24 protein-coding genes and 1 tRNA gene are annotated in these 24,408 nt (G+C 38.4%); 22 read left to right on the top strand and 3 right to left on the bottom strand.

Annotation, left to right across the window (positions count from 1 at the left end; all coding sequences use genetic code 11):
* The first annotated feature begins 27 nt into the window (after positions 1-27).
* The 12 genes from HMPREF0381_RS14300 to HMPREF0381_RS01910 all read left to right on the top strand — a co-directional run bounded on the left by HMPREF0381_RS14300 (position 28) and on the right by HMPREF0381_RS01910 (position 10,604).
* On the top strand, positions 28-3,129 hold the full coding sequence (locus tag HMPREF0381_RS14300) for a phage tail tape measure protein (protein ID WP_008750167.1): 3,102 nt from the start codon (positions 28-30) through the stop codon (positions 3,127-3,129).
* A gap of 14 nt (positions 3,130-3,143) precedes the next feature.
* On the top strand, positions 3,144-3,374 hold the full coding sequence (locus HMPREF0381_RS01860) for a tail protein X (RefSeq protein ID WP_008750168.1): 231 nt from the start codon (positions 3,144-3,146) through the stop codon (positions 3,372-3,374).
* Positions 3,361-4,395 carry a phage late control D family protein gene (locus HMPREF0381_RS01865; protein WP_008750169.1) on the top strand — a complete coding sequence of 345 codons (1,035 nt, stop codon included), beginning with the start codon at positions 3,361-3,363 and terminating at the stop codon, positions 4,393-4,395. Before HMPREF0381_RS01860 ends, HMPREF0381_RS01865 begins: the two co-directional genes overlap by 14 nt.
* Before the next feature lie 10 nt (positions 4,396-4,405).
* Positions 4,406-4,705 carry a hypothetical protein gene (locus HMPREF0381_RS01870; RefSeq protein WP_008750170.1) on the top strand — a complete coding sequence of 100 codons (300 nt, stop codon included), beginning with the start codon at positions 4,406-4,408 and terminating at the stop codon, positions 4,703-4,705.
* Positions 4,706-4,713: 8 nt separating this feature from the next.
* On the top strand, positions 4,714-5,109 hold the full coding sequence (locus HMPREF0381_RS01875) for a phage tail protein (protein ID WP_008750171.1): 396 nt from the start codon (positions 4,714-4,716) through the stop codon (positions 5,107-5,109).
* Positions 5,110-5,118: 9 nt separating this feature from the next.
* Positions 5,119-5,430 carry a GPW/gp25 family protein gene (locus HMPREF0381_RS01880; protein WP_008750172.1) on the top strand — a complete coding sequence of 104 codons (312 nt, stop codon included), beginning with the start codon at positions 5,119-5,121 and terminating at the stop codon, positions 5,428-5,430.
* Positions 5,414-6,577, top strand: a complete 1,164-nt coding sequence (locus HMPREF0381_RS01885) for a baseplate assembly protein (protein ID WP_008750173.1) — start codon at positions 5,414-5,416, stop codon at positions 6,575-6,577. The genes HMPREF0381_RS01880 and HMPREF0381_RS01885 overlap by 17 nt, the downstream gene beginning before the upstream one ends.
* A complete protein-coding gene (locus HMPREF0381_RS01890) occupies positions 6,570-7,220 on the top strand; it encodes a phage tail protein I (RefSeq protein ID WP_040461038.1) in 651 nt (216 codons plus the stop codon). The genes HMPREF0381_RS01885 and HMPREF0381_RS01890 overlap by 8 nt, the downstream gene beginning before the upstream one ends.
* Positions 7,221-7,235: 15 nt before the next feature.
* Positions 7,236-7,802 carry a phage tail-collar fiber domain-containing protein gene (locus HMPREF0381_RS01895; protein WP_008750175.1) on the top strand — a complete coding sequence of 189 codons (567 nt, stop codon included), beginning with the start codon at positions 7,236-7,238 and terminating at the stop codon, positions 7,800-7,802.
* Complete coding sequence (locus HMPREF0381_RS01900; RefSeq protein WP_008750176.1) at positions 7,802-9,124, top strand: hypothetical protein; 1,323 nt, start codon at positions 7,802-7,804, stop codon at positions 9,122-9,124. Before HMPREF0381_RS01895 ends, HMPREF0381_RS01900 begins: the two co-directional genes overlap by 1 nt.
* 78 nt (positions 9,125-9,202) lie before the next feature.
* Positions 9,203-10,165 (top strand): cell wall-binding protein, encoded by a 963-nt coding sequence (locus tag HMPREF0381_RS01905; RefSeq protein WP_008750177.1) that lies wholly within the window; start codon positions 9,203-9,205, stop codon positions 10,163-10,165.
* 10 nt (positions 10,166-10,175) lie between these two features.
* A complete protein-coding gene (locus HMPREF0381_RS01910; protein WP_008750178.1) occupies positions 10,176-10,604 on the top strand; it encodes a phage holin family protein in 429 nt (142 codons plus the stop codon).
* 146 nt (positions 10,605-10,750) lie between these two features.
* Here HMPREF0381_RS01910 and HMPREF0381_RS01915 read toward each other — a convergent pair.
* A tRNA-Leu gene (locus tag HMPREF0381_RS01915) sits at positions 10,751-10,830 on the bottom strand.
* Between the two features lie 173 nt (positions 10,831-11,003).
* On the opposite strand from HMPREF0381_RS01915, the gene HMPREF0381_RS01920 reads away from it, so the two are divergent.
* Positions 11,004-11,603 (top strand): uracil-DNA glycosylase family protein, encoded by a 600-nt coding sequence (locus HMPREF0381_RS01920; RefSeq protein ID WP_008750179.1) that lies wholly within the window; start codon positions 11,004-11,006, stop codon positions 11,601-11,603.
* A gap of 198 nt (positions 11,604-11,801) precedes the next feature.
* Here HMPREF0381_RS01920 and HMPREF0381_RS01925 read toward each other — a convergent pair whose 3' ends face one another.
* Positions 11,802-12,149: a choline-binding protein A gene (locus HMPREF0381_RS01925; protein WP_008750180.1), complete on the bottom strand. Its 348-nt coding sequence runs from the start codon at positions 12,147-12,149 to the stop codon at positions 11,802-11,804.
* 257 nt (positions 12,150-12,406) lie between these two features.
* Between HMPREF0381_RS01925 and HMPREF0381_RS01930 the strand changes: the two genes are divergently transcribed.
* The 8 genes from HMPREF0381_RS01930 (at position 12,407) to HMPREF0381_RS01965 (ending at position 20,372) form a co-directional block, all read left to right on the top strand.
* Complete coding sequence (locus tag HMPREF0381_RS01930) at positions 12,407-14,341, top strand: thiamine pyrophosphate-binding protein (protein ID WP_040461041.1); 1,935 nt, start codon at positions 12,407-12,409, stop codon at positions 14,339-14,341.
* Position 14,342: 1 nt separating this feature from the next.
* A complete protein-coding gene (locus HMPREF0381_RS01935; protein WP_008750182.1) occupies positions 14,343-15,290 on the top strand; it encodes an NAD-dependent epimerase/dehydratase family protein in 948 nt (315 codons plus the stop codon).
* A gap of 65 nt (positions 15,291-15,355) precedes the next feature.
* Complete coding sequence (locus tag HMPREF0381_RS01940) at positions 15,356-16,471, top strand: class I SAM-dependent methyltransferase (protein WP_008750183.1); 1,116 nt, start codon at positions 15,356-15,358, stop codon at positions 16,469-16,471.
* Between the two features lie 69 nt (positions 16,472-16,540).
* Positions 16,541-16,930, top strand: coding sequence for a DUF1304 domain-containing protein (locus HMPREF0381_RS01945; RefSeq protein ID WP_008750184.1), 390 nt, complete (start codon positions 16,541-16,543; stop codon positions 16,928-16,930).
* A 140-nt stretch (positions 16,931-17,070) separates the two neighbouring features.
* Entirely contained in the window at positions 17,071-17,868 is a 798-nt protein-coding gene (locus tag HMPREF0381_RS01950) for an HAD family hydrolase (protein WP_008750185.1), read from the top strand.
* A gap of 2 nt (positions 17,869-17,870) precedes the next feature.
* Positions 17,871-18,845, top strand: a complete 975-nt coding sequence (locus HMPREF0381_RS01955; RefSeq protein WP_008750186.1) for a zinc dependent phospholipase C family protein — start codon at positions 17,871-17,873, stop codon at positions 18,843-18,845.
* 15 nt (positions 18,846-18,860) lie between these two features.
* A complete protein-coding gene (locus tag HMPREF0381_RS01960; RefSeq protein ID WP_008750187.1) occupies positions 18,861-19,655 on the top strand; it encodes a TerD family protein in 795 nt (264 codons plus the stop codon).
* 9 nt (positions 19,656-19,664) lie between these two features.
* Positions 19,665-20,372, top strand: coding sequence for an AIM24 family protein (locus HMPREF0381_RS01965; RefSeq protein WP_008750188.1), 708 nt, complete (start codon positions 19,665-19,667; stop codon positions 20,370-20,372).
* Between the two features lie 42 nt (positions 20,373-20,414).
* Here HMPREF0381_RS01965 and HMPREF0381_RS01970 read toward each other — a convergent pair whose 3' ends face one another.
* Positions 20,415-22,196 (bottom strand): sugar phosphate nucleotidyltransferase, encoded by a 1,782-nt coding sequence (locus HMPREF0381_RS01970; protein WP_040461042.1) that lies wholly within the window; start codon positions 22,194-22,196, stop codon positions 20,415-20,417.
* Between the two features lie 262 nt (positions 22,197-22,458).
* Here HMPREF0381_RS01970 and HMPREF0381_RS01975 point away from each other — a divergent pair, with 262 nt between their 5' ends.
* On the top strand, positions 22,459-24,117 hold the full coding sequence (locus HMPREF0381_RS01975; protein ID WP_008750190.1) for a cell wall-binding protein: 1,659 nt from the start codon (positions 22,459-22,461) through the stop codon (positions 24,115-24,117).
* Positions 24,118-24,408: the final 291 nt, after the last annotated feature.

Consider the following 24,408-nt stretch of genomic DNA (forward strand, 5'->3'; position numbering starts at 1 on the left):
TAGAAATAGCAGAGGAGGTGGAAGAGATTGGCAGGAAGCAGCGAGCAAGAGCTGGCAATTCGAATCGCAGGTAAAGTAGAGAACTCTTTGAAGCAGAGCCTTGGCATGACTGAAGATGGGATTAGTCACCTTGCAGGAATGGCAAAAAAGGCAGCTGTTATGATCACTGGAGCATTTGCTGCAATAAAGGTTGGACAATTTATTGGAGATGCGGTCAGTGAGTATTCTGAATTCGAACAGTCAATGGCAAATACAGCAGGTATAGCCGGTGCTACTGAAAGTGAATATGAAAAACTGTCAAAAGCTGCAAGAGAAGCAGGAAAAGCCACCACCTTCACTGCATCTGAAGCCGCTGATGCATTGGGATATATGGCACTTGCGGGTTGGAATGTGGAGACCAGCACAAAAGCACTTACTCCTGTCTTAAAGCTTGCAGAGGCTACACAGGCAGACTTGGCAACCACAAGTGATCAGGTCACTGATTCAATGAGTGCAATGGGAGTCGGTATAGACGAACTTCAAGAATATCTTGATGTAGTAGTTATGACAAATAATAAGGCAAATACAACTTCTGCAGCATTGATGGAAGCAATGATTGGGTGTGGTGGTGCCGCTAGGGCATCAGGCATGGATTTCAAGGAGACTGCAACCGCTCTTGGTATACTTGCGAATAATGGTGTAAAGGGTGCAGAGGCAGGTACTGCCCTGAACTCAATGTTGGTGCGTATTTCCACCAAAGATGCGGCAAAGGCGGCATTTAAGGAGCTTGGTGTCGCTGTCTATGATAATACCGGTAAAATGAGAGATATGCGTCAAATCCTTATTGATTTGAATGGTGCGATGTCAGGTCTGACAGAGGAAGAGAAGAATAACTATATGGCAGCCATTGCCGGAACAAACTACTACTCAAAGTTTGGATATCTCCTTGATGGTGTAAAAGAAGGTGTAGACGGTACGGCTTCAGCATGGGATGCACTATCAGATAACCTTAATAATTCCGAAGGTGCACTGGATGAAATGGATAAAAAGGTCACAAACACCTTGAAGGGTGCAATGGCAAGAATGGGCAGTGCTGTAAGTGATCTGAAAATATCAATGATTGAAGCCTTTGGACCACATGCGATAAAAATAATGGATGGATTTTCCAATACTATTCCTAAGATTACTGAAAACTTTGTCGGAATGATAAATAAACTCCCAATAGATGAGTTTATGACAGGTGTAGGTAATATGACTACAGGTGTCATGGATTTCTTGGTGGCGGTCACAGGCGGTGAAGGAGATATAAATTCTTTCAGCACAATGATGGAGGAAAGCTTTGGAATTAAGTTGCCTGATTCAGTAAGAAGTGCCATTGAAGTGGCTCAGGATTTCATCAGTAAAGGTCAGGAAGTGGCAGATTTTCTGATAGGGACACTTGAAAGTGCGGTCACCGGGGTAGCAGAAAAAATCTCGGAAAACGAGCCTGCAATCCAAAGTGTTATAGATTTAGCAAGTGATTTAAAGGACAGGTTATTCGAAGCTTTTGATAATGCCAAGCCTACGATTACATATATAGCCGAAACGGCTATTCCAAATATTACGGACGCACTTCTTAAAGTGGTAGGAGGTGCCGCAAATGTGGTGGATGCATTTGTAGAATGGGATGGATTCTTGCCTACAATCACTGCAATAGGTGCAGCAGTCGGAGCTGTTAAATTTTATCAGCTTGTAACAGGTATTTATTCTGCTGCAAAGGCTATGACAATTTTAAATATTGCAAAAGCAAAGGACATTGCAGCAACAATATATATCAATGGATTATATGCTCAAGATCATATTCTGACAGGAATATCAATTGCTAAGAAATATGCCCTCATTGTTTCAGAAAAAGCACACACTGTTGCACAGTGGGCAAGTATAACTGCAACAGCAGCTTGGAATACTGTGGCAGGCATTGGTGCAACAGTGACAAGTGCACTTGGTGCGGCATTTGCTTTTTTAACTAGTCCTATAGGTTTGGTGATTTTGGCAATAGGTGCGATTATTGCTATCGGAGTTTTACTTTGGAAGAACTGGGATACGGTAAAGGAAAAGGCAGGACAGCTTGGATCATGGCTTGGTGAGAAGTTTAATGCCATTAAAGAATCTGTTGGGAATGCTATAGAAAGTTTTAAGAATAAATTCCCTGTTGCTTTTGCATTCATTGAAGGAGTCTTTAATGGATGGAAGGCGACAATAGATGGAGTTATTGGTGGAGTAAAACAGGTATTTCAAGGAGTCATAGACTTTGTGCAAGGAGTTTTTACAGGCAACTGGTCGCAAGCTCTTGAAGGATTGAAAGGTATCTTCTCAGGTGCATTTGGTGCATTGAGTTCTCTTGCCCTTGCACCACTTAATGCAGTGAAAGGAGTTGTTGTTGGTGCTCTTAGTGCAATAAATGTGGCTACAAATGGCAAGTTGTCAGAAATAAAATCATTTTTTACTACTCACTTAGAGGGTGCAAAGAACACAGTGGTTGGCATACTTGATGGAATAAAGAATGCATTTAGTGAAAAGCTTGAAGCGGCAAAAAACATTGTGTCTGGTGCAGTAAATGCAATAAAAGGATTTTTTAACTTTAAATGGGAACTACCCAAGCTAAAAATGCCGCATTTTTCAATAAAGGGAGATTTCAGCCTTGCACCACCAAAGGTACCTACTATGGGAGTAGAATGGTACAAAGATGGTGGAATAATGACCAGTCCCACAATGTTTGGAATAAATGGGAATAGTGCTATGGTAGGTGGAGAGGCAGGAGCTGAAGCAATACTTCCGTTGTCAGATCTGTGGAGTAAAATGGGTGGATTTATTGACAGTGCAATAGGTGCATCTGTAAAACTTCTCGCAGAGCGCATTGAAGACTTACAGATGGGAACAAACAGGGTTCCACTATCAACACTGAGTGATCGAATAGCTACTTCAGGATATGAGGTCGAAGATGCAGGTCGTGACAACGGAGCGGTGTCAATAAACTATGCACCTGTATATCACTTTGAAGGGGCAGCACCAACAAAAGATGATATTGTTCAAGCAGAGAAAGAATCACAGTCTGAATTTGATAAAAAGATGGAGCAATGGCTTAAAAGAAAAAGAAGGACTAACTTTTAGAAAGGCAGGAGTATATGAGAGTATATACAACAATTCAAGGTCAAACATGGGACCAGATTGCATATGAGGTATATGGAAACGAATATATGTGTGACAAGATTATGGACTTAAATAGGGATAAACTTGATACTTTCATATTCCCTGCAGGAGTAAAGCTCATGCTACCTGATGAAGAAAATATAATCAGACAATCTGTGCCAAGTGACTATCCAACATGGAGGACTATGCTTAATGCAAAAGGCTAGAAAAGTTACATATCAAATACTTTATGACGGAGTGGAGGTAGGTCTGTCAAGCCGATGTGAAAGTATATCGTATACCGACAATGATTCAGGAAGTGCAGATGAAATCACGATAGATTTGGCTGACAGAAATGCTGCTTGGGCAATGGGCAAAGGTTTTGTCCCGGAAAAAGAGCATGACCTTGATGTAAGCATATTCTTTCACAACATGACAGGCACCAATACATATCAGAAGTATCACTGTGGAAACTTTACAATAGATGATATTACATATTCAGGTGGAAGCAGTGGACATAAATGCAGTATTAAAGGAATTTCCCTTCCGGCAAGTCAGGGCTTTCAGACAGGTAAAGTAAGCAAGACTTGGGAGAAGGTCACTGTGAAACAGATTGCAGAAGAGATAAAAGGTAAATATGGTATGACTGACCTCTATTTCTGGGCAGGGGAACCGATAATCGAAAAGATAGATCAGGAAGAGCAATCTGACAGTGAGTTCATATCAAAACTTTGTAATGACCAAGGTCTCTTTATAAAGATTTATAAAAAGGCTTTGGTTATCTTTGATAAGACTATTTATGAAGGAAGAGGTATAACTGCAACATACTCAGAGCACGACTTTGAAGAGTGGGCTTGGAATACAACTCTTGTAGGTACATATACCGGAGCAAAGATATCATACACACAGGTAGATAAAAATGCTAAAGATGAAAAGGAAAAAACAAAAGTTATATCTGTAACTGTCGGAGATGAAACAAGGCTTTTAATACTTAATGAAAAGGCTGACAGCAAGGAAGAAGCTGAGAGAATTGCAAAGGCAAAGGTTAACTCTGAAAATGAAAAGGCTGTAACTTTAGAGTTTACAGCTTTAGGAGATGCCAATATTGTGGCTTCATGCAATATAGAGGTAAAAGGCATGGGAAGGATTGACGGTAAGTACTATGTAACTAAGGTCAGCCATGAGCTGTCAGGAGGTTCGGGCCATAAGATGCAGGTTAGTGCCTACAAAATATTTGAACGATTATAGGAGGCAGATAATGATAAGAATAGGATTTGTAAGCAGTATTGGAAGTGGTGGAGTGTCTGTCACCTATCCGGATACCGGGAAAACAACCACAGAACTTCCGGTATTGGCTTTTGCAGGGATAAAACAGACATTCGAAAAAGATGATGCAGTAGTGGTTGCCCACATGAGCAATGATAATTCAACGGCAGTAATTCTTGGGAAGTTTTACGCCGGAGACGATCCAAAGGCAGAGATAAATGTAAGTAATGGAGTATTAAATTTCAAAGACAAGTCGGGAAGTATCAGTTTAGCAGAGATTATTGCTAAGTAGGAGGACAAATGGCAAAGATTGGAAACTGGGGGCCTTATCTTAAATTTGAAACCAGTGATAAAAGAATCCTTACATTTAACGGATTTAAAAGGGATTTCGGAGTCAGAACTACATTACATCAGATAATTGGTGGCAAACCCTTAGTTGAATTACTGGGGAGCGATCTTCAAACAATAACATTCACAATAAAAGTTATTGCTACAAGGGGAATGTCACCTAAGAAGCTTGAAAAGAGACTCATAAACTATATGACATCAGGAGTGATAGCTCCACTTGTGATCGGAAGGCGGAATATATGTTCTAAAGCTATGATTACAGCAGTGTCGGAGAGTTTTGGAGTTGTACTTCAAAAAGGCGAGCTCTTAAGTGCGCAGTTTGATATTACAATGACGGAATACAGATAGGGAGATTATATGAATGAATTTCAGTTTGAATTTTTAGATGAGGTAGACAAATCTGAAATCAAAGATATTCTTAGAAATTTGAATAATATCTTCAGACTGTCTGAAGGTACTGTGCCACTGATTAGAAGCCTGGGACTGTCAATTGATAATGTTTCTAAAATTCCTGTGGATCTTGAGAATGATATTGCAACAGATATTGTTGCAAAGGTTGAAATATTTGAGCCAAGGGTGTCTGTAAGCAGTGTGGATTTTAAGCATACCAATGATGGAGAAACAAAGATAAAAGTATACCTTGAGAGGGGTGATGGCATTGGAGAATAGTAACCTAAAGAGTATAAAAGACTATCCTGAAATATCTTTTATGAAGAACTATACAATGGAGCAGCTTGCAGATGATATGATTGCCTGGTTTAAAGAAAAATATAAGGAAATCACAGGTGAAGATATTGTACTTGGTAAAGCAGATGATAGGCGAATAATATTGCTTACAGGCGCATACTTTATCTATCAGGGATATATGTATTTGGATGATGCCGGCAAGATGGGGCTTTTAAAATACAGCAGAGGTGACTACCTGGAAAATCTTGGTGCACTAAAGCATATCTATAGGAAGCCTGCAACAGGTGCTACAACTACAATAAGATTTTCAATGACCACTCAAAGAGTATCTGCGATAGGAATTCCTAAAGGGACAAGGGTGACTGCCGGAGATAATATTTATTTTGCTACAGATGTGTATGCAGAAATAGCAGTAGGTAAGAAGTATGTAGATGTTCAAGCGACTTGCACGATCACAGGAGCAGCAACTAATAATTATGATATTGGAGACCTTAATACAATAGTTGATATAGTGGCTTTTGTAGATAGTGCAAAGAATATAACTAAACCTGAGAACGGAGCCGACATAGAGTCTGATGAGTCACTAAGACAAAGGATATATATTGCTCCTGCGTCATACTCAACTGCAGGTTCTGTGGACTCATATGAATACTTTACAAGGCAATACAGTTCGGATATCAGCAATGTAAGAATTACAAGTCCTGAGCCCGGAGTCGTTCAGATACGATATCTTTTAAAGGACGGTGCAATACCTGAAGCTGAATCAATACATAAGCTAAAGGAATATCTGTCAGGAGAAAATATAAGGCCGTTGACAGATAAAGTTGAAGTGCTTGCACCTACAAGAAAAAAATATAATATTAACCTGACTTATTATATCAATAAAAGTGATCAATCAATGGCAAATACAATACAGGCGAAAGTTACTCAGGCAATAACAGACTATATTGCATGGCAAAGAGCTGAGATTGGAAGAGATATCAATCCTGATATTTTAAAGCAAAAAATTATTGATGCAGGAGCAAAGAGAGCAGACATAACATCCCCTGTTTTTATAGTGGTTGATGAAAATTCAGTGGCGGGCATTGATACACAGACAGTAACTTATGGAGGTCTTGAAAATGATTAAGTATGAAGATGCTGAACTTATTTCCGTTTTACCTTCGGTGCTTTCGTCTGAGCCAAGTAATGTAGCTATCAGCTATGCATACAAGATGGCAATGGAGAAAATTATAAGGTTTTCTATTCAGACATTGCTATACGCTGATATTGACCACATGGAAGATGATATATTGGATTTAATGGCTCTTGAGTTTAGAACACAATATTATGATGAGAACTTGCCAATCAATATAAAGAGACAGCTTGTAAAAAATGCACTGGTATGGTATCAGAAAGCAGGAACTCCAAGTGCCGTCAAAGAACTGATAAACACAGTTTTTGGAGATGGTGATGTTGTAGAATGGTTTGATTTCCCGGATCCACCTTATACACCGGGAACTTTTGAGATTCAGACAGCGGCAAGGGTGACTGAGGAGCTTATGCTCTACTTTGCAAATCTCATTCAAAAAGTTAAAAATGCAAGGTCGCATATCAGAAGAATTACAATTTTGCGTAATGTAGGGATGAGAGAAAAGGTGGGTGCAGGAATAGTAAGCAAGCCGGAAAGAAACATATATAATTATAATAGTCGTGATGAGCTTGTCAAAGGCGGGTCTTATATAGGTGTAACAGCGATAAGCTTTCCGGAAATAGTAATTTATAACAGGTAGGAGAGGTAAGAAAATATGGCTGGAGTATTTAAAGAGGCTGTTCTGACAAAAAAAGGCATTGCCCTGCTTGCCAAAGCACAGGTAAATAAAGCAAAGATAGAGTTAACTAAAGCGGTATCGGGAGATGGAAGCTATAGTATATCTGATGATTTAACCCAAAGAACTGCTCTAAAGGCACAAAGACAGGAATTTAAGTTTGTAGCATTAAAGAGACAAAATGATACTAATGTCTTTATAAAATTCCTTATTACAAATAAGCAGGAAAGTGGAAATTTGCAAAATGGATACTATATCAAAGAAGTGGGTATATATGCAAAAGACCCGGATGAAGGTGAAATTCTATATGCAATTGCTATTGCAAATGATAATCAGTGGGACTATTTACCGGCTTATAACGACCTGCTACCATCTACAATTGCAATAAATTTCTTAATCGAAGTTTCAAATGCTGATAAGGTTGTAATTAGGATGGATGCACCACTACAGGTCAATACAGTTATTCTGACAGATGATATAACAGGTAAAAAGTATAGGCTTGGAGTCAGCAATGGTGCTTTCTACTATGAGGAGGTGGAAGAATAATGGCAAAGGTATTTTTGGCAGACAAAGAAACGCAGGATAAAATTTATAACATTGTCAGGGATGACCAGGTGTATGGATTCGTTGAACACATGAGGGAATCTAATCCTGCAAAAAAGATTGAGTATATTGGAGCAAACAAGGACTTTACTCCAATTACACAGGATTTGGATCAAAGCAAAGTAAATTATGGTTCATGGGAAAAATTTCCCGTGATTGCCGGCAATAAACCTTGGATGGTACTTGAAGCCGGTATTGGTGATTACAGGTTGAATGAGGATGACTACACAAAGAGGCTGGATGGATCTGCTTCAGATGTAAGTAATGCAAGGTATCCGGGTGGTGCATACTCGTGGCTTCCAAGAGTATATACAAGACAGGAAGTCTATGGTGATGATAGATATGTGTGGTTCAGTTTTGAAAAAAGAGAAGGTTTTGAGGCTATCGGATTTAGAGAGTGGAACGGCAGTAAATTTGAAGAGGTAGAAGGAGTTTGGCTGCCAATGTTTTATGGCTCGAAGTTAGCTGATAGTGTTATGAGCATTTTTAAGTCGAAAACCGGTACAGGAGATACTAACAGTGTATTTCTAACGAGTATAGCAGGGGCTGAGGTGTTTGCAGGAAATAAGACACAAATACAACATTTAGTTGGAGCTGTATCATTATGGAAAGGTGATGAGCTGCTTCGTGGCTATAGACTTTTGCAAGGTGCAATACTGAATGTGATTACCGATTTACTTATTTTATTTGCAAAGACTACAGATTTAAAAAGTGTGTTTGGTAAAGGAAGACAAAATATTAGAGTTGGAAGTGAGCAATTAAAAAATGACATTGTGTCGGGTGGGCAGTTTATGGGAACTTCAGATGGAAATTCCTTGAATAAAATATTTCACTCTATTGTACTTGGCTCATACCAGCTGGCACAGGTGGATGCGACAATGCATATTAATAATACAAATGATAAATCTTTTCTTTGCGTCCAAAAAGAAGAGACAATAAACACTTCCAATTTTTCTGATCCTGCAAATTATGTTCAAGTAGCATATTATAAAAGTAACTTGCTTGATGGAACTTGGAGAAGCGTTGACACAAGTCGTGTAAAGGCAGATTATGGAGCTGTACCTGCTACACTGTATAGTGATGCAGGTATAGGTGATGTTAAGCTTAGAGCAAGAAGCAGCCATACATGTGTTAGACTCTCACCGGGAGAGAATGCAAGCTTTAGAACATATGATTTTGCGTCTGTGCAAATCGGAAGTACGGATATAGGTAATGGAGTTGGAGCATCTACTATGCTTATGCCACCTGTTGGATTAACTCCGTAGGGTAAAAAGAATAGAATATTAAGTAGTTTTTAGAGAGCCATAATGTGCTCTCTTTTTTATACAGAAAGAAGGTAAATAATGTTGAATGCGTTTTTAGCAGGCAAAAAGCTTATGGGTGGAGATTACTCGCAGTTCACTCTGGCAGGTAAAGCTTTACTAAGTAGACAAGGAAGAATTAGTAGAGAACCACATATTGGGGATAAGGTATACTTTTATAGTCAGAGCCTTGGCAGAGTGGCACATGTAGGGATTGTTGTATCTGTGGAAAAGATTGGAGACAGATACAATATTGAAACAGTGGAAGGCAATACAAGTTCCGTAAGTTTTGATAGAAATGGTGGATGTGTAGCAAGAAAAAAATATTCTTTCGCTTTAGCAGAGGTGGGAGGAACTAATAGAATCAATTGTTTTTGTAGTCCATTGTTTGGGGACAACACCTGTACAGCTGAAGAACTTGTAAAAGTAGCTTGCGAAGAAATAGGCTATGAGGAAAAGGCAAGCAATGCAGGTCTTGACGGTAAACATACCAATGTGGGTAGAAATAACTATACCAAGTATGGAGAATGGTATAAGGAAAATTGTGATGGCAACCATCCGGCATACTGGTGTGAGCAATTCACAAGCTGGTGTGCTTATAAGGCTTGTGAGATGCATAAAAAGAATTCCTTTACAGGATGGGTGCAGTTTGACGGCAAGTGGATATATGAGCTTAACGGTGTGGTGTTAAAAGGTCAATGGATAAAATCCGGTGATAGATGGTATGTGACAGATGAAGCTGGTTATATGATCACAGGCTGGTTTAAACAGGAAAATGATGAATGGTATTATCTTAATCCACGGGACGGAGCCATGCTTAGTGGAAAATGGATAAATGTTGATGGTACTGACTACTATCTCACAAGCAGTGGTGTAATGGCGAAAAGTGGATATATAAAGGATTCTGATAAGGAGCTTTACTACTGGGTAGATAATAAAGGTAAGTATCAGAAAGAATATGATACAGTGGCACCGGAATTTGATGAGTATGAGCTTATAGAATAGGAGGATTCATATGAAAGCAAATGTTTTATATTCAATTGTTGGAGTGATAGGGGGATTTATAGCAACTATGTTTGGCGGATGGAGCGATGCGCTTATTACACTTATAATTTTTATGTCGGTAGACTATGTGACAGGGATTATAGTTGCCGGAATTTTTAAAAAGAGTAAGAAATCTGAAAGTGGAGCACTGGAATCACGTGCGGGATTCAAGGGGCTGTGCCGAAAGGGTGTTGCACTACTTATAGTTTTAGTTGCTGTAAGGCTTGATGTGGTGATGAAAACCACATATATTAAGGATGCAGTTATCATTGCTTTTATAGCAAATGAAGGAATAAGTATCATTGAAAATGCAGGATTAATGGGCATTCCGGTTCCTGGTATAATTGCTAGAGCGATAGATGTTCTTAAGAAGAATTCAGATGAAAAAATGGCAGGTTAGCGTGTTGCATTTCGTGTTGCATAGTTGTGAAAAACAAGGTATCTTAGAAGAAAAATAAATCTTTTAAGAGACAAAAAAGAACGCTGGGAATGGCTATTTCCTAGCGTTCTTTGAAAAAATACGATTTTATCAAGTTTTGTAAAAACTGCGGGTGACAGGAATCGAACCTGCACGGTCTCCCACAAGAACCTAAATCTTGCGTGTCTGCCAATTTCACCACACCCGCACACATTTAGGAGTATACTCTGAGGGTGCAGGAAATGTCAAGTGAAATTTGAAGAGGCTACATTTTTTTAAGTGTATTGAAAAGTTTTTCAGTTTGAAAACTTTTTTGCTTTGGTTTATCATAGGTAAGAAAGTTTATAGATATTGTTCACCAAAAAGAATGTGAGGAATTTTATGTTTTCAGAAAATGTTCAAAAGATTTTTGATGAAATCATGGCAGATAAGGAGAACAGGGAGTTTACTGAGGCGGGAATAAAACCGCTGTTTTGCGCACCGCAAAATGCCAGGGTGATGATTGTAGGTCAGGCACCAGGAATCAAAGCACAGGAGGCAGGGAAGTATTGGTTTGATAAGAGTGGAGACAGACTTAGAGAGTGGCTCGGTGTTGATAAGAAGACCTTCTATGAGTCGGATGTTTTTGCCGTCATTCCGATGGATTTTTATTATCCCGGAAAGGGAAAAAGCGGTGACCTGCCGCCAAGAAAAGATTTTGCCCCGAAATGGCATCCAAGATTGTTACAGGAAATGCCGAATATTGACCTTATTATTCTGATAGGTCAGTATGCACAGAAGTATTATCTTGGGGATAGAGAAAAAAGTAATCTGACTGAAACCGTAAAAGCATATAAGGAGTATTTACCAAGGCTGTTGCCGCTTGTGCATCCGTCACCAAGGAATCTGATCTGGCTTAAGAAGAATCCATGGTTTGAAAAAGAAGTTGTGCCGATGTTACAGGCAAAGATAAAAGGATACCTGAATTCGATAAAACTTTAAGTACACAGTAAGAGATTGGGTATGTCCCTTCTGAAATGCAAAATATGATAGAGATATAAATGAGAAAAAATGATTGATGAGTTGAGAACCGGAAACGGAAATCTTCCGATAGTTTGTCAAAGAGTGGAGGAAACTGTAAACGGGCTGTAATGACCATCAGGGGCATTGAATATTCAATGCCCCGTTTTTATAGTTATACTACTGTATTTTGGTCATCTTGCCACTTTCATCAACATAGTAATTATCAATCCACTTATCTTGAGCCAATGTACCGTTGTCATTTAGGTAATACCAGGAACCCGATGACTTGATCCAACCGGTTTTCATAATGCCGTTTTTATCCAGATAATAAATCTGATCATTGTAGCTTATAAAACCTGTCGCAGGATTGCCTGAACCGTCAACAACTTTCCACTCACTGCCTGTTTTACTCCATTTGTAGGAGTTAGCGTCTGTAGTTTTTAGGGCAGCATAGCCGGGTACAGCAACAGTCATGGAAATAGTGGCAGTAAGTAATAGCATAGACATAAATTTTTTAATAAACATAACTGACCTCATTTTCCATCAAAATATTCAAACTAAACCTATAGCCTGTATCTACATTATAGCAAGTTATTTTTATTTGAAAAGAGAAAATATATAATGGTAAGAAACTGTAAGAAAAAAGAAAGAGATTGGAGTAAGATAAAAGAAGTATTATACTTGTCAATCTTATGGTATAATCAAAGCATTGATAATTTTTAAAATTTGGTCAGGTTTACTGACTTGATATAAAAACTTATGTACTTATCATGGAGAAATTTATGAAAATCAAATTAAGCAAATATATTGCAAAGAAGCTTGTTAAGCTGGGTATATGTCATGGCTTCAGTGTAACAGGTGGCGGTGCAATGCATCTGAACAACGGGCTTGGGCATCAAGAGGGATTGACAATGACCTATAATCACCATGAGCAGGCCTGTGCAATGGCGGCGGAAGCCTATGCCAGAATCAACAATCAAATCGCAGTGGTCTGTGTGACTACAGGCCCCGGAGGCAGTAATACAATCACAGGAGTATTGGGAGGCTGGCTTGACTCTATACCGATGTTTATACTTTCAGGTCAGGTCAGATATGACTGGACTGCCAGATATTCAAATACAGGAATCAGAGCTATGGGAGATCAGGAATTTGATATCTGTAAATCTATAGAATGTATGACCAAGTACAGTGAGATGGTCATAGAGCCGATGAGGATAAGATATGTTATAGAAAAATGTATGTACCTTGCTATGAACGGCAGACCCGGACCTGTGTGGCTTGATATACCGCTGGATGTACAGGGAGCATTTATTGAAGAGGATGAGCTTATAGGATTTGACAAGGAAAAGTATGAGGCGGGTGAAGACGGTTGGGCCTATGAATCACCATATAAGACAGATTTAGACGACAAAACAAAACTTGATTTATCTGATATGCCAAAGCCTTTATCGGATGAAGTGTTGAAAGAAATTGTTGAAAAGATTAAAAATTCAAAAAGACCGGTGTTTAATGCAGGTAACGGTATAAGAATAGGTAATGCACATAAAGAGTTTTTGGAGCTTGCAGATCTGCTTAATATTCCTGTGGTAGTAGGTTGGAATTCTGAGGACTGTATGTGGGTGGATCATCCTTTGTATGCAGGCAGACCCGGAAATTTCGGCGATAGACCCGGAAACTTTACAGTGCAAAATTCAGATCTTGTTCTCTCGGTAGGTTCAAGGCTCAGTCTAAGACAGGTGGGATTTAATTGTAAAGGTTGGGCAAGAGAAGCATTTACAATAGTAAATGATATAGACGGTGAAGAACTGAAAAAACCGACAGTACATATAGATATTCCTGTTCATACAGACTGTAAAGTATTTATGAGACAACTGATCGATTTTCTAAAGAAAGAAAAGACCCCGGTATTTGAAGGCGGTAAGGGGCTTTATGATATGAGTTGGACTGAAACAGTCAAGTATTGGCTGAAAAAATATCCGGTATGTAAGGATGAATTCCTTCAAAATGATGACAGTAAAAAGGCAAATGTCTATGCTTTTATCAAATATATCGGTGACAGTGCAAAAGAAAATCAAATCACAGTAGTGGGCAACGGTTCTGCATGTGTTGTAGGAGGACATTCATATATCATCAAAAAGGGACAGAGATTCATATCCAATTCGGCAGTGGCTTCTATGGGATATGATTTGCCTGCCGCTATCGGTGCATATATGGCAAACCTTGACGGCAAAAGATATGATAAAGAGCTGATACTTATTACAGGTGACGGCAGTATACAGATGAATTTACAGGAGCTTCAGACCATAGTTCACCACAGGATGAATATAAAAATATTCCTTATAAACAATGAGGGGTATCACAGTATCAGACAGACACAGTCAAGGTACTTTGAAGATGAGCCGCTTGTAGGTATCGGACCTGACAGTGGAGACCTCTCATTCCCGGATATGGGAAAGATTGCAAATGCATATGGTATTACATATTTTTGTGCAAAGACCAACAGTGAACTTGAAGATGCCATAGCCAAGGCCTTTAGGGCGGTCGGTCCCGTTATCTGCGAGGCATATGTGACAAAGGAGCAAAATTTTGAACCGAAATCGTCAGGAAAGCAGCTTGCAGACGGAAGGATGGTCAGCCCTCCGCTTGAAGATTTGACACCTTTTTTATCTGATGAGGAGATGGAAGAGAATATGATAATACCAAGGATTATTGAATAATATGAGAATACTTATTACAGGGGCGGCATCATTTTTGGGGAGGCATCTTGTAGAATATTTTCTTAAAAAAGGTGATACTGTACTTGCACTGGCAAGAGAAAATGCGGCAGGCAAAGAAGCAATTGAAAAGTACAAAAAAAATGATAATTTCAGACTTATAGTTCTTGATATGAAAGAAATAGAAAATTTGGAATGTGACTTTGATATATGTATACATCTGGCATGGGGCGGTATCGGTAAAGAGGGCAGGATGAATAAGGATATTCAAAGAGAAAATATAGAAGCCTCAATAAATCTTATGAAAGTCTGCAAAAAAAGAAAAGCAAAAAGATTCCTTTTTGCAGGCTCACAGGCGGAGTACGGTCAAACTCTGGCAGATATAGTGACAAAATACGGCAAGGACTTTGATATAAATAAGATACCGAAGCAGGATGAGAACTCACCTGTCAATCCCAAGTCGGAATATGGCAAAGCAAAACTTGAGTTAAAGAGCAGACTGAAAGAACTTGGAAACAGCTTGGATATAGAATATGTCCATATGCGTATTTTTTCGGTTTTCGGAAGAGGAGACCATGAGACCTCGCTTATATCCGCCTGTATCAAAAAATTTAAAGAGAATAAGGATGTACATATAGGAGAATGTATACAATCATGGAATTATATATATATCAAAGATCTGTGTGAGGCTGTATATCTGCTTTCAAAAGAGGATTTGCATAATGACTTTGTATTTAATGTAGCAGGTGAAACAAATCGTATACTTATGGACTATGTAAAAGATATGAAGAGAATACTCAAAAGCGACAGTAAAATTGTAGTGGAAAAAAGAGAAGTTGCAAGTGAGGGTTTGCCGTTTCTTAATCCCGGTATAGAACCGCTGAAGAAGTTGGGATTTATTGAAAACTACGGATTTGATAAGGGAATAACAGATTACTCCGATAAAATGTAGATTAGTTATAAAGTCAAAAGTTGAAGGCTTTAATATAGTTATAGGAGATAGTTTTGGAAAAATGTATGAAAAAATGTATTAGTTGTAACGGTTCATTACATGAACTTATGAAGATTGAAAATATGCCTGCAAGTGCACAGGATATTCCGCATAAAGGAGAACTTTATAAGGATGTCGGCATAGAAGTGGTACTGTGTGTGTGTGAGGACTGCAATCTGGTTCAATTAAAAAATGATGCGGTACACTACTATAGAGATGTAATAAGAGCCGGAGGATATTCCACTACAATGGAAGAACTCAGAAAAAGCGAGTACGGACATTTTATAGAGCTTGCATCACTAAAGGGTAAGAAAATAATAGAGGTCGGCTGTGGAAGAGGTGAATTCTTGGGGATGCTAAAGGGCTTTCCTGTAGAAGGCTATGGAACCGAGCATAAAAAAGAGCTTGTAGAATTAGCTAAAAGTGCAGGGCTAAGAGTAGATGAAGATTTCCCGGAGAGTGAAGATCATATATTTAAAGACGGCCCGTTTGATGCTTTTATGTCATTTAACTTCTTGGAGCATCAGCCGCATCCAAGAACATATCTGAAAGCAATCTACAATAATCTGGTGGAAGGGGGGTATGGACTTATCACGGTACCAAGCTTTGAGTATATCTTAAAGCAGAACAGCTTCTATGAGATAATCCCCGACCATATAGCTTACTATAGTTTTGACAGCCTCACACATCTACTGAATATAAGCGGATTTGAGGTAATTGAGTCGAAAACGGTAAACAGAGATACTATTGAGATGATAGTAAAAAAGAGAAAACTGCCGGATGTTGGCGGTATTATTTTAAAAAAGACCGATATTGCAAATGAAGTACTGGATACGGTAAAGAGCTACTCAAAGATAGCCGTATGGGGAGCGTCACATCAGGGTTTTACACTTTGTTCCACTACAGGTATTGCAAAGTATGTGGACTGCATTATAGATTCGGCACCTTTTAAGCAGGGGAAATTTGCACCTGCATCACATATCGGTATTATTTCACCGGATGAGGCGCGAAAGAGAAAGTTTGAAGCTATAATAATAGTTGCACCCGGGTATACAAATGAGATTGCAAACATCATAAAGACTACATTTGACAGTGACATAGATATCTACACATTGATGACGGATAAACTTAAAAGACTGTAGAAAGACTTATAAAAGAGCGGTATAGGCAAACACTAAGAACCATAAGAACAGTAGTTAAAGGAGGTAGATATGACAAAGGCGGCAAAGATTTTTGCAGTATTGGCAGCACTTGAGTGCTTTGGGATAATGGTTTTGGAAATGTTTTACTGGGAGAAAGCAGGTATGAATGTGGATCCTGCATTGAGTGCGGAATTTTTGACTCAGACAGTTTCCATGGCGGCTAATCAAGGTTTATATAACGGATTTTTAGGCCTTGGTATTATAGTCGGTATGATTGGCAGAAATAAAGTACTTATGTTGTTTTCCATTTTCTGCGTTATACTTGCAGCGATATACGGTGCCTACAGTCTGGATATAACTATTATATTTAAGCAAGGTATTATACCGATAATAGCATTTTTTTTAAACTTGACAGCAAAAGAAAAAAGAAAAAGCAACAGTACTTTACATTTTAAGTAATTCTAAATCAAGTTATACTTAACAGATAAAAATCCCCTCAGTGAAAGCCGGGGGATTTTGATATAATTTTTTATAATATAATTTTTTATAATATAAATTTTTTTAAAGACTATTTTATAAAAAAGTGTTAAACTGTTCCTATGAATATTTTGTTTACAGATTTGGACAATACTTTGATTTATTCAAAAAAGGTAGATATAAGAAACAGAATAAGTGTGGAAGTTTATAAAGGAGAGGACAACAGTTTTATGTCGGAGTATTCCTATGAACTTTTAAAGCAATTAAATGAAAAACTTTTTATAGTTCCTGTGACTACAAGAACATATATGCAGTACAAAAGGATAAACTTAAGTATAGTTCCAAAGTATGTACTGTGTGCAAACGGCGGTCAACTGTTAAAAGACGGCAGGTTGGATGATATCTGGTATGGTAAAAGTCTTGAGATTATAAAAGATTCGGATGATGAGAGGAAAAAAGCATTCTTACTGCTTAAGCAGGATAAGAGAAGAAAGTTTGAATGCAGAAATATAGATAACTTATTTATATTTACAAAATGTGACGATATGGAATCTGTGGTAGAGGATCTTAAAGTCCGCTTAGACCTTGATTTGGTAGATATTTTATATAATAAGGAAAAGCTTTATATAATGCCGAAGAATTTAAATAAGGCGGATACGGTAAGGCGGTTTATAGAGGTATATGGCAAAGAAACCGTATTTGCGGCAGGTGACAGCGATTTTGATATATCTATGATAAAACTTGCAGATATAGGTTTTGCACATAAGGACTTGAATAAGGATTTTAATAAGGATTTTAATAAGGATTTTTTTAATAAGGATTTTGATGTAGAAAATATTTTTAATAAAATTTATAATAAATACGAGGGGCTTTTTTCAGATTATTATTTGACTAAGGTCTATGAATATATTAAGGAGTAAAAATGCCGGGATTTACAACACATTATATCTTGGGTGTAAAGGCATACGGAGAACTGGAAAACTCAGGACTGAAACATATAATTTCTAAATATAGATGGTTGTATCAGCTTGGTCTGCAAGGCCCTGATATGTTCTTTTATAATATACCGATATTAAGACATAGAGATTATAGAAATGTAGGTTCATATATGCATGAAAGTCATGTAAATGAATTCTTTGCAAATGCGTTGTATGAGATACAGGGTATGGACTCAATGCAAAAGCAGCAACAGGCAATCAGCTATATAGCAGGGTTTCTTTGTCACTATGTGGGAGATTATATTTGCCATCCATATGTCTATGCAAGAATTGGACATGAAAGAGGCAAAAACAGTGCCTATATATACGGTATGCATGCGGCACTTGAAAATGATATAGATACATTACTTTTACAAAAGTATAAGAAAAAGAAGACTTCAGAGTTCAATCAGGCGGCGACATTGGCACTCAACGGCTTTGAAATACAGTTTGTATCGGACTTTCTTGCAAGAGTGATCAATAAAACATATTATCCGATAACATATAAGAACAATTTCAGGGTGACACCTGCAATGGTACACAGATCTGTACTTGCGATGAGATTTGGAGTGAGGACATTTGCAGATCCTACAGGCAGGAAAAAGAACAGGATAAATGCAATAGAGTCAATATTTTTGAAAACACCTATAGTTTCACAAAAGATACTTTCAGATGATATTCCGGATGCTAAAAAGACCTTTAATCTAAATCATGAGCTTTGGATAAATCCATGGGATAATACTGTTTACTCCAGAGAAAGCTTTCCGGAGCTGTTTGAAAGATGTATTAACAGATGTGAGGAAATATTTAAACTTTTAAATATAGAAATAATGCCGGAAAGACTGGAAGATACAGATTTCCATAGATTACTAGCTAATATAGGAAATTACTCATATCACTCCGGTCTGGATGTCGGGTAAGAAAGAGAGGTGAATATGAGTAATTTTGTAATGAATATTACAAAACCGATTGATGCAGGAAGCTTGGCAAATTTGAATCAAAAAAAGGGTATTGTACTGACAGGTGAAAATGTGAGTATCTTAAACACTTCATATTATAAGAAGAAAAATGCCGCGTCTTTACAAAATAACGGTGTGGAAGGAGCCGGTCAAAAAAATATACAAACTGACAGCACCGGCAAGTCTGAAAGCGTAAATGTTAAGCATATCACATTGCCAAGTCTTACAAAGAAAGTTTCAAAGGGACAGAAGGTGCCGATTAATTTCAGTTCAAAGAAAATAAAGGTGAATTTCGGTTGGAATGTAAATAATCCGGCATGTGATGTGGATGTATCTGCGTTTTTATTGTCAGGAAGCGGAAAAGTCGTGGGTGATGACTATTTTGTTTTCTATGGTCAAAAGAGCAGTCCGGAAAAAAGTGTATTATTTAAGAATGTGGAGACTGCAAATGTATTGGAAGTGTTTGATATAGATACAGGTATTCTAAATCCGTCAGTAGCTAAGATAGTCTTTGTAATGACTATCAATGATGCACTTGAGAATTCACTGAATTTCAGTATGTTAAAGGATGCCTATATTCAGATAGTGGATCCGGTAAACAATACGGAACTGGCATCATTTTTGGTAGAGGAATATTATAACAATATCAATTCAATGATGATGGGTGAGATATATTTACATAATGGAGCATGGAAGTTTAATGCAATAGGCAATGGGGTAAACAAGGATCTGGCAGGTCTTTGTGAATTTTACGGAGTAGCGGTCGAATAAGGAGGAATTATGCTGACATTTGAAGTTATTAATGAGTTGACACTGAAGGTTACCTGCAAAGGCAGTGATACATTGATTGCAAAGGCTGGAGCCTTTATAGCAGGTGAAAATGCCGGAGCAAAGAATTATTCTTTTGAGAAGATGATACTTGGACCGGGAGGCAGTATAGGTCAGGCGATATTCGGACAATTGATAAGAAGAGTTGCAGGTGAGAATATACCCCTTATGAAGGTAAATATGCAGGGAGATTCCACCACATATTATGCAAACTATGGGCAACATGTGGTGGTATATAAACTTGCTGTAGGAGAGACCGTATCTGTGGAGTCTGAAAATATTTTGGCATTTACAAATGACTGTGACTACTCTGTAAGATTTTTGGGAATCGGTGTGTTGTCACAAAAGGGACTTGCCACCACAACCCTTGTAGGCAGAGGAAATGATGCATATGTTGCACTTTTATCTGACGGCAATCCGCTGGTTTTATCAAATGTAAAATCAATGGACAGTATTGCGGTAGATCCTGACGCTGTAATATGCTGGTTCAGTAAGAACGGTATGGGAGATCCGCAGATTAGAGCGGATATATCATGGAAGACCTTTATAGGACAGGCATCAGGCGAGTCTTATACTTTCGAGTGGCTTGGAAATGATCAGGTGACAGTGCTTATTCAGCCAAGTGAGAGAAGAGGCGGAATAAGTGTAAGCGTAGATTAAGAAAAAAGCCGGGGAGTTTGGCTTCCCGGCTCATTATTTTTGTTAATCGCTCATTGCCTCCACAAAGAAATCTTTGGCATATCTATACATTTTCAGAGAGTACTCACCGAATTCTTCACCGATATTTGATTTATATACAGTCCACAATGCCCAAAGGTAACCGCTTAGAGCCATATAGGCATAGAGTTTTTTATACTCACAAGCAGTAGGTTGTCTTTTTAAGTAACTTTCCAAAAGGGCATCAGCCTCTTCTTTAGTATAATAAGAGTAAATAGCACACATTGCTATATCTATTATAGGTTCAGCCATACCTGCATATTCCCAGTCAATAAGTTTTATTCTGTTATCTGCCGTAATAATAAAATTGTCGGCAACACTGTCAATATGACATAGACAGGTCTGTGACTTCATCTTATCAAGAACATCAAGTAATATCTTCATATTCTTTTGTACAAAATCTACATCCTCAAAAGATATTCCGCCGCTTTCTTTACAAAGTTCCGTATAATATTTTATTCTCTCTGCAATATCAAAGTTGTGACCGACCTGTATATGTTTGTCATGCAGACTTTTCAGAAGTTCCATACATCTGCTCATCTCCTTAGTGTTCTTAGGGTCGGCATTTCTTGAACCTTCATAGAACTTTGAAATCTTGTATCCGCTTTCCTTATCAAAATAGATGATTTTTTCTGTAATATGAAGCTCCTTTACCGCCATATATGAGTCATACTCATGCTTTCTGTCAATAAGTACATCAGTACCCTTGCCGGGAATTCTGCATATATAGCTTTGGTCATTCACTTCAAAAAGAAATGATTTATTGGTCATGCCTGCCTTTAGAGTGCGAAGACCTCTTATATGACTTTGTGGAATGTCAAATACTTTTGCAATAATTTCAAGTGCAACATTGCCGCTGTTTTCCTTGTATTTATCATCAAATGAGCGAAGCTCTTCAAGATTTTCAAACTCATACACCTGACCTGGAGGCTGAGGGTTGATATGCATAGCGGGCAAAGCCATGTTTTTATTCTTTATCTCATTCATCAAGACATTTTCCCAGTACCAGTCGTCACTGCCCGGAGCGGCAAAAGCTTTTTCAAGGATTGGCATAAATACATGAGAAAAGTCCTTACTGAAGTATACGGGACCATACATCACATAGGCATCCCTGCCGCCCACAGTAATATCTGTAATCTCATGCCTTTTATTAAATTTTAATACCCATTCATTTGTATCACCTTCCATATATACGGAAGAATACCATGAATAAGGTTCATAGCGGTGGTACATATTTGTACGCATCCAGTTATCTGAAGATAATATATAGACATTTGAGCCTGTAATATATTCTGCGGCATAGTGCAATGTGGAGATATTGTTCTTAGCGGAGTAGTCCGGGTTGTATACAAGCTTTACATTGTATTTGTCTATAAGATAATCAAAATGCTCTTTAAGATACCCTACTACAATAACAATATCATATATGCCCGCTTCATGAAGCTGCTTAATCTGGCGTTCAATCATCCTTTCGCCAAATACCTCCAGAAGTCCCTTTGGAGTTTCAAAGGTAAGCGGAACAAATCTTGAACCGAAACCTGCCGCCATAATAACGGCTCTGTCCACCTTAAATGCAGACAAACAGTCAAGCCCGGAGGCGGTCAAAATCAGTTTGTTTTCAGACCTGGCTATATAATCAAGTGAAAGTGCTTCCTTTATAAGAGTGTTGACACTGCCGAGTGAAAGCGACAGTTTTTTTGCCAGTTCTCTCTGTGTAACGGCACTACATTCAAATATTTCTCTAAGTAAATAAGCGTATTTTTCCATAACGACTCCTTGCACAAGTTCAAAAATAATAAAAAAATATACACATTGAACATGTTAGCACAATAGATAAGATAAGTACACATATTCACAGAGGAAGTATAGTTTTGTAATATTTTCGTAAGAAATCAGAAAAAGAAAATATATTGTAAGTGACAAAAGAAAGTTATATACTACTAGTGTCTTTAAGGAAAGGGACTAAAAGAGAACCCTTACCGGACGCATTAGATTTTTAAAAGGATTTCAAAAAGGAGATGCATTCATTATGAGAAAGCAAACAAAGATTGCTGCATTGATTTCTGCAGCAGCTGTTCTCTCAGTAGGCGGAGCTATGACAGCATTTGCCGCTACAGGCTGGCAACAGGAGAACGGTACATGGGTATATTATAACAGAAATGAAGAGAAAGTAACAGAGCAGTGGCAGAAGTCAGGTGACTACTGGTATTATCTTGATGACAACGGCGAGATGGCTGTTGACTCACTTATTGATGATAATGACAGTACATACTACGTTGATGTAAACGGTGTTATGGTTACAAATCGTTGGGTAGCAGTTGACAATGAGAATGCCGGTGACGAGAATGAGCCGAATCAGTGGTGGTACTACTTCGGTGCCAACGGTAAGGCTTATAAGAGAAGCGATTCATCTACAAGTGATGTTTCTTTAAAGACTATCAACGGTAAGAAGTATACATTCAATACTGACGGTAAGATGCAGTATGGTTGGGTAAAAGACGGTGAGACTCAGCATGACGACAATGCTTGGCAGGAAGCCGACTATTACTTCGGAGATGAGAACGACGGTGCTATGGCAGAGGGATGGAAAGAGATTTCTATAACAGATGACCAGGCGGCAGACCTTCAGCCGGGTGACAACTACTGGGATGAGGATCAGACAAGATGGTTCTACTTCAAGGCTTCAGGTAAGAAGGAGAAGAACGCTACAGGTAAGACAATCAACGGTAGAAAGTATGGCTTTGATGAGTACGGTCGTATGAATGCCGGATGGATTACAGAGGCTACAGCATCTAACGCATCTAAGAAGGATGGCGGTTCACAGGGTATTGCAACATACTCCAACACATTCATGAACTACTCAACACCTGAGGACGGTGCTAGACACACTAAGGGTTGGTTCAAGACAACTCCCGGTTACTATCTACAGAGGAATAAGTATGAGGACGGTGCCGACTACTGGTACTATGCAGATAACAACGGTAAGCTTGTTACAAACGAGATCAAGACTATCAACGGTAAGAAGTATGCATTTGATGAGTATGGCAGAATGATTACCGGATTTGTAGTACTTCAGATGGAAGGTAATGCGGTAGGTTCAGGATACAGCACAAAGAATATCGTTCAGAAGGTTGATGATGAGAACGCATATGACACAGAGGATAACTTTGATGCATTTGTAGCAGCTAATCGGGCAACATTTACTTCAGGAGAGCTTAGAACATACTTCTTCGGTGGAAGTGATGACGGTTCTATGAAGACAGGTAAGCAGTCTGTTGAACTTGACGGTGAGAAGCTTACATTCGAGTTTGAGAAGAACGGTTCAAACAAGGGTGCAGGAATCATCGGTATGGATGACCACAAGTTCTATATCGGCGGAAAGCTTGCTATGGCTGGCAACGACAATAAGATTGAGGTTGTTGTACTTGACAGTGACAACAAACTTATCTCAAAGCAGAGCGTTGAAGATGCACTTATAACATATGGTGACGGCGGTAAGCAGGTTAAGAAGTCAAACGGTGACCTTGACTATACAGAGTTTAAGTTAACAAAGCTTCCTGCTAAGGCTAAGGCTTATGTTGTTAACACAACAGGTGCTATGGTTAAGAGCGGTACAAAGAAGGATGGAGATGACTACAAGGTTAAGACATCTAACTATACAATAGATTGGATTCGCCTTGAGGAATAATCTCATATAATTAAAAGGTTTTTATAGGCTTGAGGTGGAGCGTGGCGAAGCCTCATGGCATCTGATAAATCTAATGCGAGAGAGATATCTTCTGATAGAGGGTGTCTCTCTTTTTTATTTTTAGCTAAGAGATTAGGATGCTGGAGAATTAAACTTAGAAAATATTATTGATAATAAAATTATAGGAATAATTCTTATTATTACCGCTTGACTTTTTTTAAAATATGATACATAATAATAGCACATTGAGGTTGTGCAAAATTAAATCTACTGATTGATTTATATTCAGCT

Source organism: Lachnoanaerobaculum saburreum DSM 3986, assembly GCF_000185385.1.
GTDB lineage: Bacteria > Bacillota > Clostridia > Lachnospirales > Lachnospiraceae > Lachnoanaerobaculum > Lachnoanaerobaculum saburreum.